This is a genomic window from Micromonospora sp. NPDC048868, assembly GCF_043198195.1.
In the GTDB taxonomy this organism is placed as follows: Bacteria; Actinomycetota; Actinomycetes; order Mycobacteriales; family Micromonosporaceae; genus Micromonospora; species Micromonospora reichwaldensis.
In genome coordinates this window covers 153,328-167,527 of the sequence record NZ_JBICUN010000011.1, presented here as the reverse complement: position 1 = coordinate 167,527, position 14,200 = coordinate 153,328, and the positions used below count along the sequence as shown (strand labels likewise).

Annotated in this window: 1 protein-coding gene; it reads left to right on the top strand. The window is 76.1% G+C overall.

Annotated elements, in window-relative coordinates; translation table 11 throughout:
• Window positions 1-51: 51 nt before the first annotated feature.
• Window positions 52-14,190 (top strand): type I polyketide synthase, encoded by a 14,139-nt coding sequence (locus ACGFNF_RS19335; RefSeq protein ID WP_393169494.1) that lies wholly within the window; start codon window positions 52-54, stop codon window positions 14,188-14,190.
• Window positions 14,191-14,200 lie beyond the last annotated feature (10 nt).

Below are 14,200 nucleotides of genomic sequence, written 5' to 3'. Positions count from 1 at the left end.
CAACGACATCAGCCGCAACGACATCGGCATGCCGAGTGAGGTAGGTCCACGGTGAGCAACGAGGACGAGAAGTACGTCGAGTACCTGAAGCGTACGACCTCGGAGCTGCGGCGTACCCGGCGGCGGCTGCGCGAGCTGGAGACCCGGGACTCCGAGCCCATCGCCATCGTCGCGATGAGCTGCCGCTACCCGGGCGGGGTCGACAGTCCCGAGGCGCTGTGGCAGCTCGTGCACGACGGCGGCGACGGGATCGGGCCGTTCCCCGCCGACCGGGGCTGGGACCTGGAGAACCTCTTCCACCCCGACCCCGACCACCCGGGCACCAGCTACGTGCGCGAGGGCGGCTTCGTCTACTCCGCCGCCGACTTCGACGCCGACCTGTTCGGCATCTCGCCCCGCGAGGCCGTCGCCATGGACCCGCAGCAGCGGCTGCTGCTGGAGACCTCCTGGGAGGCGTTCGAGCGGGCCGGGCTGCCACTGCCGGCGGTACGGGGCAGCCGTACCGGCGTCTTCGTCGGGGCGTCCTCGCACGGCTACGACGGCATGATGGCGCAGGCCGAGAACGGCGAGGGGCACCTGCTCACCGGCAACGCCACGAGCGTCATCTCCGGCCGCGTCGCGTACACCCTCGGGCTGGAGGGGCCGGCGGTCACCGTCGACACCGCCTGCTCGTCCTCGCTGGTCGCCGTGCACCTGGCCGCCCAGGCACTGCGCAACGGCGACTGCGAGCTGGCCCTGGCCGGCGGCGTGACGGTGATGCCCACCCCGGCGGTCTTCGTCGGCTTCAGCCGGCAGCGCGGCCTCGCCGCCGACGGCCGGTGCAAGGCGTTCGCCGCCGGCGCGGACGGCACCTCGTGGTCCGAGGGCATCGGCATGCTGCTGCTCACCCGGCTCTCCGACGCGCAGCGGCACGGCTACCCGGTGCTGGCCGTGGTGCGGGGCAGCGCGGTCAACCAGGACGGCGCGTCCAACGGGCTCAGCGCCCCGCACGGCCCGTCCCAGGTCCGCGTGATCCGCCAGGCCCTCGCCAACGCCCGGCTCACGCCCGAGCAGGTGGACGTGGTCGAGGCGCACGGCACCGGCACCCGGCTCGGCGACCCGATCGAGGCGCAGGCCCTGCTCACCACGTACGGGCAGGACCGCGACGAGGCCGCGCCGCTGCTGCTCGGGTCGGTCAAGTCGAACATCGGGCACACCCAGGCCGCCGCCGGTGTCGCCGGTGTCATCAAGATGGTGATGGCGATGCGGCACGGCGTCGTGCCGCCGACCCTGCACGTCGACGAGCCGTCCCCGCACATCGACTGGACCGCCGGGGCGGTCACCCTCGCCACCGCCGCCACGCCGTGGCCGGCCGTGGACCGGCCGCGCCGGGCCGCCGTGTCGTCGTTCGGGGTCTCCGGCACCAACGCGCACACCATCATCGAGCAGGCCCCGGCTCCCGCTGAGGTCGAGGCCGAGACCGAGGCCGAGCCGACCGCGCCGGCGGCCCGCACCGTGGCCCCCGTGCTGCTCTCCGCCCGCTCCGACGCCGCGCTCGCCGCGCAGGCCGGCCGCTGGGCCGCCCGCCTCGCCGCCGACGACACCCTGCGCCCACTCGACGTGGCCTTCTCGTCGGTCACCTCCCGCTCCACCCTGGACCGGCGCGCCGTCGTCTCGGCGACCGGCCGCGACGACCTGCTCGCGGGGCTGCGCGCCCTCGCCGCCGGGGAACCGGCCGGCACCGTCGTGCTCGGCGCCGGGTCGCCGCGCGGCCAGCTCGCGGTGCTCTTCTCCGGCCAGGGCGCGCAGCGCGCCGGCATGGGCCGGGAGCTGTACGCCGAGTTCCCCGTCTTCGCCGCCGCCCTCGACGAGGTGTGCGGGTACCTGGACCGGGCCCTGCCGCGCCCCCTGCGCGAGGTGCTCTTCGCCGCCGAGGGCTCGGCCGACGCCGAACTGCTGGACCGGACGGTGTTCACGCAGGCCGGCCTGTTCGCCGTCGAGGTGGCGCTGTTCCGCCTCGTCGAGTCGTTCGGCATCGCCCCCGACCTGGTCGCCGGCCACTCGATCGGCGAGGTCACGGCCGCGCACGTGGCCGGGGTGCTGTCGCTGGAGCACGCGTGCGCGCTGGTGGCGGCGCGGGGCCGGTTGATGGAGGCGCTGCCCACCGGCGGTGGGATGCTGGCCGTCGCGGCCACCGAGGTCGACGTCCTCGCCACGCTGGACGGCCTGGCCGACGTGGGGATCGCGGCGGTCAACGGGCCGACGTCGGTCGTGGTCTCCGGTGCCGTCGAGGCCTTGGACGAGGTGGAGCGGGTCTGGCGGGAGCGGGGCGTACGCACGCGCCGGCTCACGGTCAGCCACGCGTTCCACAGCCCGCTGATGGAGCCGATGCTCGCCAGGTTCCGCGCGGTGCTCGACAAGCTCACCTTCGCCGCGCCGGCGCTGCCGGTCGTGTCGAACGTGACCGGCGGGCTCGCCGACGCCGACGAGATCCGCACCGCCGACTACTGGGTGCGCCACGTGCGGGAGGCCGTCCGCTTCGCCGACGGGGTCGCCGCGCTGCGCGCCGCCGGGGCGGACACGTTCCTGGAGATCGGGCCGCGCAGCGTACTGACCGCGATGGTCGGCGACGCCCTGCCGGACGGGGACGGCGTGCTCGCCGTGCCGGCGCAGCGCGGGGACCGGCCCGAGGCGCACGGGCTGCTGGCCGGGCTTGCCGAGCTGCACGCGCGCGGGGTGGCCGTGGACTGGCAGCCGTGGTTCGCCGACACCGGCGCCCGGCGGGTGGACCTGCCCACGTACGCGTTCCAGCACCAGCGCTACTGGCCCGAGATCGGCGGCACCGCCGCAGCGGCCGCGCCGACCGACACGGCCGAGGGGGACTTCTGGGCGGCCGTGGAGCGCGGCGACCTGACCGGGGTCGCCGCCCACCTGGCCGTGCAGGACGACCCCGCGGCGGTCGAGGCCCTCGCCCCGGCCGTACCCGTGCTGTCGTCGTGGCGACGGGCCCGGCAGCGCGACGCCGTGGTGGACGGCTGGACGTACCGGGTCGAGTGGGAGCCCGTCCGCCCCGCCGCCGCGCCGGCGCTGACCGGCCGCTGGCTGGTCGTCACCGCCGACGCCGACGACGCCGGGGTGGCCGGCACGCTGACCGGCGCCGGCGCCCACGTCGACACCCTCACCGTCGCCCCGGGCGTCGACCGCGCCGAGCTGACCGGCCTGCTGCGCGGCCACGGCGACCAGGGCTGGGCCGGCGTGCTCTGCGTGCTGCCCGCGGCCGACCGGGCGCTGCCGGACGCCCCGGCCGTCTCCGTCGGCGCCGCGCTGCTGCTCACCCTCACCCAGGCGCTCGCCGACGCCGGCCTGCCCGGCCGGCTCTGGTGCCTCACCCGGGGCGCCGTCCGCGTCGGCGGCGACACCTCCGCCGACCCGTGGCCCGCCCTGGCCTGGGGCCTGGGCCGGGTCGTCGCCCTCGAACAGCCGGACCGCTGGGGCGGCCTGGTCGACCTGCCCGCCCGCGCCGACCGGACCGCCGCCGACGCGCTGCTCGCCGTCCTCGCCGACGCCGGCCACGACCAGGTGGCGATCCGCCCGCAGGGCATCCTCGGCCGGCGGCTGGTGCCGGCCGCGCCGCCCGCCGGGTCGGGTTGGCGGCCCGCCGGGACGGTGCTGGTGACCGGCGGTACGGGTGCCCTCGGTCGGCACGTGGCCCGCTGGTTGCTGGCCAACGGGGCGGCCGAGGTGGTCCTCGCCTCGCGGCGGGGTCCGGCCGCGCCGGGCGCGGCCGAGCTGGTCGACGCGCTGGGCGCGGTGCGGGTCGTGGCGTGCGACGTCACCGACCGGGCTGCGGTCGACGCCCTCGTGGCGGACCTGCCCGGGCTGACCGCCGTCGTGCACACCGCCGGCGTGGTCGACGACGGCGTCCTCGACGGGCTCGACCTGACCCGGATGCAGGCCGTCCTCGACGGCAAGGTCCGCGCCGCCCGGGTGCTGCACGAGGCCACCGCCGACCGGAACCTCGACGCGTTCGTGCTCTTCTCCTCCCTCGCCGGGGTCATCGGCAGCGCCGGACAGGGCAACTACGCGGCGGCCAACGCCTACCTCGACGCGTTCGCGGCCTGGCGACGCGAGCAGGGCCTGCCTGCCACCGCCATCGCCTGGGGTGCCTGGGCCGAGGACGGCATGGCCGCCGCCCTGACCGCCCGGCTCGCCCGGGGCGGGGTCGACGCGCTCCCCGCCGCCGAGGCCGTCACCGCCCTCGGCCGGCTGGTCAACACCGCCGAGCCGGCCGTCACCGTCGCCGACGTCGACTGGGGACGCCTCGCCGCCTCCTGGGGCCGCCCGACGCCACTGATCGCCGCCCTGCCCGGCGTGCCCGCCGTGCCCACCGGCCCCGCCCGCGCCGTGGTGGTCGGCCGGTCCCTGCCGCAGCTCGCCGACCTCGTACGCACCCAGGCCGCCGTCGTGCTCGGCTACCCGGCCGGCCAGCCGCTGCCCGAGCGCACCTTCCGCGACCTCGGCTTCGACTCGCTCACCGCCGTCGAGCTGCGCAACCGGCTCACCGCCGAGACCGGCATGACCCTGCCCGCCACGTTGGTCTTCGACCACCCCACGGTCGCCGAACTCGCCGCGCACCTGCACGGCCTCACCGCCGGGCACACCACCGGCGAGGTGGTCGCCGACGGCACCGGCCGCGACCGCGAGCCGATCGCCATCGTCGCGATGAGCTGCCGCTTCCCCGGCGGCGTCACCTCGCCGGAGCAGCTCTGGGACCTGCTGGCCACCGGCACCGACGCGCTGAGCCTCATGCCCGGCGAGCGCGGCTGGAACCTCGCCGAGCTGTACCACCCCGACCCCGAGCACCTCGGCACCAGCTACGTCCGCGAGGGCGGCTTCGTCGCCGGGGCCGGCGAGTTCGACCCGGCGTTCTTCGGCATCAGCCCCCGCGAGGCCCTCGCCATGGACCCGCAGCAGCGGCTGCTGCTGGAGGCCACCTGGGAGGCGTTCGAGCGGGCCCGGATCGACCCGACCGCCCTGCGTGGCAGCCGCACCGGCGTGTACGTCGGCACCAACGGCCAGGACTACGGCTCGCTGCTGATGGCCGCCGGGGACGTCGACGAGAACTACCTCGCCACCGGCACCTCCGCCAGCGTCATCTCCGGCCGGCTGGCGTACACCTTCGGGCTGCACGGCCCGGCCGTCACCGTCGACACCGCCTGCTCGTCGTCGCTTGTCGCGATGCACCTGGCCGCGCAGGCGCTCCGGACGGGCGAGTGCGACCTCGCCCTGGCCGGCGGCGCCACCGTGATGGCCACCCCCGGCATCTTCGTCGGCTTCTCCCGCCAGCGCGGCCTCGCCGCCGACGGCCGGTGCAAGCCGTTCGCCGGGGCCGCCGACGGCACCGGCTGGGGCGAGGGCGTCGGCCTGCTGGTGCTCCAGCGCCTCTCCGACGCCCGCCGCGACGGCAACCCGGTCCTCGCCGTGCTGCGCGGCAGCGCCGTCAACCAGGACGGCGCCTCCAACGGCCTCACCGCCCCCAACGGCCCCGCCCAGCAGCGGGTGATCCGGCAGGCCCTCGCCAACGCCGGGCTCACCGCCGACCAGGTGGACGCCGTCGAGGCGCACGGCACCGGCACCACCCTCGGCGACCCGATCGAGGCGCAGGCGCTCATCGCCACCTACGGCCAGGACCGGCCCGCCGACCGGCCACTCTGGCTCGGCTCGATCAAGTCGAACATCGGGCACACCCAGGCCGCCGCCGGCGTCGCCGGGGTGATGAAGATGGTCCTGGCCATGCGGCACGGGGTGCTGCCGCCCACCCTGCACGTGGACGAGCCCACCCCGCACGTCGACTGGAGCGCCGGCAGCGTCGAGCTGCTCACCTCCGCCCGCCCGTGGGAGCCGGCCGACGGCGTACGCCGCGCCGCCGTCTCCTCGTTCGGCATCAGCGGCACCAACGTGCACACCATCCTCGAACAGGCCCCCGCCGACGAGCCGGAGCCCGAGCCCGAGCCGGCGGCCGACGGGCCGACCGGGGAGCTGCCCTGGGTGCTCTCCGGGCGCACCGTCGACGCCCTCACCGCCCGCACGCGGGACCTGCTCGACCACCTCGACACCGTCGACGACGGCGTCCTCGCCGACGTCGGCTGGTCGCTGGCCGCCACCCGCGCCGCCCACGACCACCGGGCCGTCGTTTTCGCCGCCGACCGCGACGACCTTGCCGCGTCCCTCGACGCGCTCGCCGCCGGCCGGCCCACCCCGCAGACCGTCACCCGCGCCCCCGGCACGCCGGGCGAGGTCGCCTTCGTCTTCCCGGGCCAGGGCTCCCAGTGGGTCGGGATGGCCGCCGAACTGCTCGACACCGCCCCGGTCTTCGCGGAGAAGTTCGCCGCCTGCGCCGAGGCGCTGCGTCCGTACGTCGACTGGTCGCCGACCGACGTGGTGCGCGGCGCGCCCGACGCCCCGTCGCTGGAGCGCGTCGACGTCGTGCAGCCCACCCTGTTCGCGGTAAGCGTCTCGCTCGCCGCGCTCTGGGAGTCGTACGGGGTGCGCCCCTCCGCCGTCGTCGGCCACTCGCAGGGCGAGATCGCCGCCGCGCACGTCGCCGGCGGCCTCACCCTGGACGACGCGGCGGCCGTGGTGGCCCTGCGCAGCCGCATCATCGCCGGCATCGCCGGGGACGGCGGCATGGTCTCGGTCGCCACCACCGCCGACGAGGCCACCGCGACGATCACCCGCTGGGCCGGCCGGGTCGCCCTGGCCGCCGTCAACGGACCCACCTCCGTCGTGGTCTCCGGCGACAGCGCCGCCCTCGACGAGCTGGTCGCCCACTACGAGTCCCGCGAGGTGCGGGTGCGTCGCGTCCCCGTGGACTACGCCTCCCACTCCGCCCACGTCGAGCAGCTGCGCGAGCAGCTCCTGGAACTGCTCGCCGGGCTGCGGCCCCGCACCGGCGAGGTCCGGTTCCGCTCCACCGTCGAGGGGGACTGGCTCGACACCGCCGCCCTCGACGCCGACTACTGGTACCGCAACCTGCGCCAGACCGTCCGCTTCGACGACGCGGTGCGCAGCCTCGTCGCCGCCGGCTACCAGACCTTCGTCGAGGTCAGCGCCCACCCGGTGCTGACCATGGCCGTGCAGGAGAGCGTCGAGCTGGCCGCCGCCGACCCGGACGCGGTCACCGTCACCGGCAGCCTGCGCCGGGGCGAGGGTGGCCTCGGCCGCTTCCTGCGCGCCCTGGCCGAGGTCTGGACCGGGGGTACGGCGGTGGACTGGCGGCCCGCGTTCACCGGCCTCGCCGGACGCCGCCTCGACCTGCCCACGTACCCGTTCCAGCGGCAGCTCTTCTGGCCGCAGCCGTCCACCGCGCCCGCCCCGGCCGCCGGCGTCGCCGGCCCGGCGCAGGACGACGAGGTCGACGCCCGGTTCTGGGCGGCCGTCGAGGCGGAGGACCTGGCCGCGCTCACCGCCGAACTCGCCACCGCGACCGAGTCGGAGCCCGTGCCGGACGCCGCGTTCGCGGACGTGCTGCCGGTCCTCGCCGCCTGGCGCCGCCGCCACCGCGACCAGGCCACCGTGGACTCCTGGCGGTACCGGGACAGCTGGACGCCGATCGCGGCCGACGCCGCCGGCGAGCCCGCCGTCACCGGCACCTGGTGGCTGCTCACCGGCCCCGACGACACCGGCGCTGCCGAGGCCGCCTTCTGCGCCGAGGCGTTGCGGCGGCACGGTGGCACCGTCGTACCGCTGGAGCTGGACGCCGACCGCACGGACCGCGCTGCGCTCGCCGCCCGGCTGCGCGACCTCGCCGACGGTGGCACGCCCGCCGGGATCCTGTCGCTGCTGCCGCTCGACGAGACGCCCGCCCCGGCGCACCCGTCGGTGCCGGTCGGCTTCGCCGGCACCGTGACCCTGGTGCAGGCGCTCGGCGACGCCGGCGTCCGCGCGCCGCTGTGGTGCCTCACCCGGGGTGCCGTGGCCACCGGCCCGGCCGACCCGCTGCCGCACCCGCTCCAGCAGCTCACCTGGGGCTTCGGCCGGGTCGCCGCGCTCGAGCACCCGGACCGCTGGGGCGGCCTCGTCGACCTCCCCGACGAGCTCGACGACGCGGCCGGCCGCCGGCTGGTCCGCGTCCTCGCCGGCGCCGACGGCGAGGACCAGGTCGCGCTGCGGTGGGCCGGCGCCTTCGGCCGGCGCCTGTTGCACGCCCCGCTCGGCGACGCCCCCGCCCCGCGCTCCTGGCGGCCCTCCGGCACCGCCCTGGTCACCGGCGGCACCGGCGCGCTCGGCGGACACATGGCCCGCTGGCTCGCCGCCAACGGCGCCGCGCACCTGGTGCTGGTCAGCCGGCGCGGCCGGCAGGCCGAGGGCATCGCCGACCTCGAGGCCGAACTGGTCGCACTGGGCGCCCGGGTCACCGTCGCCGCCTGCGACGCCGCCGACCGCTCGGCGCTCGCCGCCGTCCTCGCCGACCTGCCGCCCGAGCACCCGCTGACCACCGTCGTGCACACCGCCGCCGTGCTCGACGACTCGGTGATCAACTCGCTGACCCTGGAGCAGGTCGACTACGCGCTCAGCGCGAAGGTCACCACCGCGCTGAACCTGCACGAGCTGACCCGCGAGCTGGACCTCGACGCGTTCATCCTGTTCTCCTCGATGGCCGGCACCGTCGGCAGCTCCGGCGTGGGCAACTACGCCCCCGGCAACGCATTCCTCAACGCCCTCGCCGAGCACCGGCGGGCCCTCGGCCTGCCCGCCACCTCCATCGGCTGGGGCGCCTGGGGCGGCGGCGGCATGGCCGACGGCGAGTTCGGCCAGATGCTGCACCGCCACGGCGCACCCGAGATGCCCCCGCGGCTCGCCGTCGCGGCCCTGCACCAGGCCGTCGAGCACGACGAGACCTTCCTGACCATCTCGAACATCGCCTGGGACCGGTTCTTCGTCGCGTTCACCGCCACCCGGCCCGGTCCGCTGATCTCGGAGATCCCCGAGGCGCAGCGGTTGCAGGCCACCAAGGGCCTCGCCGAGACGAAGGAGACCGACGAGGCCGGTCCCGCCGGCGCGTTCACCCGGATGAGCGCCGCCGAGCGCCAGCAGGCGCTGCTCGACCTGGTCCGCGACCAGGCGGCCATGGTCCTCAAGTACGCCGACGGCCAGGCCGTCGACCCGCACCACGCGTTCCGGGACCTCGGCTTCGACTCGGTGACGGCGGTGGAGCTGCGCAACCGGCTGGCCACCGCCACCTCGCTGCGGCTGCCGGTGACCCTGGTCTTCGACTACCCGTCGCCGACCGCGCTCGCCCGGCACCTGCACGAGGAGCTGGGCGGCGAGGCCGCCGTGGCCGTCGAGGCCGCCCCGGTGACGCTCAGCGACGACGAGCCGGTGGCCATCGTCGCCATGTCCTGCCGCTTCCCCGGCGGGGCGAACGACCCGGAGCGGTTCTGGCAGATGCTGCACGCCGGCCGTGACGCCGTGTCCGACCTACCCGGCGATCGGGGTTGGGACGTCGAGAAGCTCTACGACCCCGACCCCTATTCCACCGGCACCTCCTACGTCCGCAGTGGCGCCTTCCTCTACGAGGCGGCGGAGTTTGATGCCGGTTTCTTCGGGATTTCCCCCCGCGAGGCGTTGGCCATGGATCCGCAGCAGCGGTTGCTGCTGGAGGTTTCGTGGGAGGCGGTCGAGCGGGCAGGGGTTGAGCCTGGGGTCCTTCGGGGTTCGCGAACAGGGGTGTTCGTGGGCACGAATGGTCAGGACTATGGGGCCCTGCTGATGGTGGCGGGGGACGAGGTGGAGGGCTTCGCGGGCACGGGCAACGCCGCGAGTGTGGTGTCGGGTCGGGTGGCGTACGCGTTGGGGTTGGAGGGGCCGGCGGTGTCGGTGGACACGGCGTGTTCGTCGTCGTTGGTGGCGTTGCACCTGGCGGTGCAGTCGCTGCGGCGCGGCGAGTGCGACCTCGCCCTCGCCGGCGGCGTGACCGTGATGTCGACCCCCGGGCTGTTCGTGGAGTTCTCCCGGCAGCGCGGCCTGGCCGCCGACGGCCGGTGCAAGGCGTTCGCCGCGGGCGCGGACGGCACCGGCTGGGGCGAAGGCGTCGGCATGCTGCTCGTCGAGCGGCTGTCGGACGCCCGGCGCAACGGCCACGAGGTGCTGGCGATCGTGCGGGGCAGCGCCGTCAACCAGGACGGTGCCTCCAACGGTCTGACCGCCCCGAACGGCCCCTCGCAGCAGCGGGTGATCCGGCAGGCCCTCGCGTCGGCGCGGCTCTCCACGGCCGACGTGGACGTGGTCGAGGCGCACGGTACGGGCACGACGCTTGGCGACCCGATCGAGGCGCAGGCCCTGCTGGCCACGTACGGGCAGGAGCGCGACGCGCCGCTGCTGCTCGGCTCGGTCAAGTCGAACATCGGCCACACCCAGGCCGCCGCCGGCGTCGCCGGCGTGATCAAGATGGTGCTGGCGATGCGCGAGGGCGTGGTCCCCGCGACGCTGCACGTGGACGAGCCGTCCCCGCACATCGACTGGAACTCCGGGGCCGTCGAGTTGGCGATCGAGTCGCGGCCGTGGCCGGCCGTGGGCCGGGCGCGCCGGTCGGCGGTGTCCTCGTTCGGCATCTCCGGCACCAACGCCCACGTCATCATCGAACTGCCCGAGGACCTCCCCGCCGAGAGCGTGGAGCCCGACGGCGAGGCCGCCGAGGGTCGCAGCCCGGGGCTCGTGGCCTCCGACGTCGTCGTCTGGACGGTGTCGGGGCGGTCGAAGGGCGCGCTGGCCGGTCAGGCAGCCCGCCTGGCCCAGCACGTCCGCGCGCACGCCGACCTCGATGCGGCGGCGGTGGGCTGGTCCCTCGCCGCCACCCGGTCGACGTTCGACCAGCGGGCCGCCGTCGTCGGGGCCACCGTGGCCGAGCTGCTGGCGGGGCTCGACGCCCTGTCCGCCGGCGCGCCGGCGGGGAACCTCGTCACGGGTACGGCCTCCGGAACCGGTGCGGTGTTCGTGTTCCCGGGCCAGGGTGCGCAGTCGGCGCGGATGGCGGCCGGTCTGGTGGGTCGTACGCCGGTGTTCGACGCGCGGCTTGCGGAGTGCCAGCGGGCCCTCGCCCCGTTTCTGGACGTCGATCTCGTGTCGGTGTTGACCGGTGACGACGAGTCGTGGTTGGCGCGGGTCGAGGTCGTGCAGCCGGTGCTGTGGGCCGTTGGCATGGCGCTCGCGGCGGTGTGGCAGCACGCGGGTGTGACCCCGGCGGCGGTGGTCGGTCACTCGCAGGGCGAGATCGGTGCGGCCTGTGTCGCCGGCATCCTCAGCATCGAGGACGCGGCGAAGGCCGTGGCGTTGCGGTCGCGGGCGCTGACGGTCCTGCGGGGCACCGGCACGATGGCGTCGATCGATCTCTCCGCCGAGGCGGTCGCCGAGCGGCTGCCGGCGTTCCCGGGTGTCGGGGTGGCGGCCGTCAACGGCCCGTCCACCGTCGTGGTGTCGGGTCCGCCGCAGCCGGTTGCCGACCTGGTGGAGTCCTGCCAGGCCGACGGGGTGCGGGCGCGGTTGATCCCGGTGGACTACGCGTCGCATTCGGCGGCGGTGCAGGAGGTCGCCGAGCAGTTGCGCGCCGACCTGGCCGACGTGACTCCGCGACAGGGCCACGTCCGGCTCGTCTCCACGCTCACCGGGGACTGGGTGGACCCGTCCTCGATGACGGCTGGCTACTGGTACGACAACCTGCGGCAGACCGTCCAGTTCGAGGCCGCCGTGCGGGTGGCCGTCGAGGCGGGTCACACCACGTTCGTCGAGATCTCCCCGCATCCGGTGCTGACGATGCCGGTGACGGCGATCCTGGACGACGCGGGCGCGAGCGGGCACACGCTGGGCAGCCTGCGTCGGGGTGACGACGACGCGACGCGGCTGCTGACGAACCTCGCCACCGCCCACACGATCGGCCTGCCCGTCGACCTGGGCACGGTCCTCGCCGGGACCGACGTCGTGGCGCTGCCCACGTACGCCTTCGACCGCAGCCGCTTCTGGCCGACCGCGGTGACCGGGCAGGGCGACACCGAGGAGACCCCGAGCGGCGTCGACTCCGCGTTCTGGGCGGCCGTCGAACGCGAGGACCTGGCCGCGCTCGCGGAACTCACCGAGCAGGAGGCGGCGGAGTCCCTGGAACGGCTGGGCGCGGCGCTGCCGGTGCTCGCCTCCTGGCGCCGGCAGCAGCGCAACCGGTCCGGCCTCGACGACCTGCGGTACCGCAGCGTCTGGCAGCCGTACACCGGGACGCCGGTCAGCTTCCTGCCCGGCGCCTGGTGGGTCGTCGCCGACGAGCGGCACCCGGAGGAGGGCGAGGCCGCGGTGGTCGAGCTGACCCGCCGGGGCGCCGACGTCCGACTGGTGCTGGTGCCGGAGAACCTGACCGACCGGGCCGCCCTCACCGCGCACCTGAGCGGTGCCGTCCGCACCCCCGACGGCGTACCGGCTCCGGTGGACGGGGTGCTGTCGCTGCTCGCCCTCGCCGACGGCGCGGTCGACGACACCCAGCCGGTGCCGCCCTTCCTCGCCCGCTCGCTGGCGCTGATCCAGACGCTCGGGGACCTCGACGTCGCCGCGCCGCTGTGGTGCGTCACCCGGGGCGCCGCCGGCACCACCCGCAGCGGCGCGCCCGGCCGGCCGGAGCAGTCGCTGCTCTGGGGCCTCGGCCGGGTCGTGGCCCTCGAACACCCCGAGCGGTGGGGCGGCATGGTCGACGTGCCGGCCACCCTGGACGACCACGGCTGGGACCTGCTCTGCGCCGCGCTCGCCGGCCTCGACGGCGAGGACCAGCTCGCGGTCGACGGCGCCACCATCCTCGTCCGCCGGCTGGTGCGGGCGCCCGGCGGTGAGGCGGCCACCGACGAGGCCGGCTACCCGGGCACGACCCTGGTCACCGGCGGCACCGGCGCGCTCGGCGCGGAGGTGGCCCGCTGGCTGGCCGCCCGGGGCGCCGAGCACCTGATGCTGGTCAGCCGCCGCGGCGCGGACGCCCCCGGCGTCGCCGAACTCGTCAGCGAGCTGACCGCGGCGGGCACCCGGGTGACCGTCGCGGCCTGCGACGTGGCCGACCGGGCGGCGCTGGCGAAGCTGCTCGACGAGGTACCCGCCGACGCGCCGCTGACCAGCGTGGTGCACGCGGCCGGCGTCCTGGAGGACGGGGTGCTCGACGGGCTCACCGCCGACCGCCTCGCCACCGTCCTGCGGCCCAAGGTGCTCGGCGCCCTGCACCTGCACGAGCTGACCGTCGGGCGGGAACTGCGCGCGTTCGTGCTGTTCTCCGCGCTGGCCGGTCAGCTCGGCGCCGCCGGTCAGGGCAGCTACGCCGCCGCCAACGCCTACCTCGACGCCCTCGCCGAGCAGCGGCACCGCCAGGGCCTGCCGGCCACCTCGGTCGCCTGGGGCCCCTGGGCGGCCGGCGGGATGGCCGCCACCGACCAGGCCGTGGAGGAGCGCCGCCGCCGCACCGGCGTGGCCCGCCTCGACACGGAAGCCGCGCTCACGGCCCTCGCGCAGTGCGTCGCGCGGGGCGAGCCGGCGACGATGGTGGCCGGCATCGACTGGGCCCGCTACGTGCCCGGGTTCGTCGCCGTGCGGCCCAGCCCGCTCATCGCGGGCGTCGCCGAGGCGCGGCGGGCCGTCGCCGAGCGGGCCGAGGACACCGGCGTCTCCGCGGAGTCCCTGGCCGCCCTGCTCGCCGGGCAGACCGACGCCGAACGCCGCAAGACCCTGCTGGAACTGGTACGCGGGCAGGCCGCCGCGGTGCTCGGCCACGCCTCGATGGACGCCGTCGAGCCGGACCGGGCGTTCCGCGAACTCGGCTTCGACTCGCTGACCGCCGTGGAGCTGCGCAACCGGCTCACCGCGGCGACCGGCGTCCGGCTGCCCGCCACGGTCGTCTTCGACTACCCGACCGCCGCAGGGCTGGCCGAGTACGTGCGGGCCGCGATCGTCGACGGCGGCGTGGTCGGGGTCGCGCCGGTCTTCGGTGAGCTGGACAGGTTGGAAGCGGCGCTCTCCGGCTCGGCGCCGGACCGCAGCGCCAGAATTCGGATCACCGAGCGGCTGCGGGCGCTGCTGGCCTCCCTCAACGAGGCCGACGCGCCGGCGGACGGCGACACCGTCGCCGAGAAGCTCCAGGACGCGACGCCGGACGAGGTCTTCGACTTCATCGACCGCGAGCTGGGGATGTCCTGACGTGATCGCT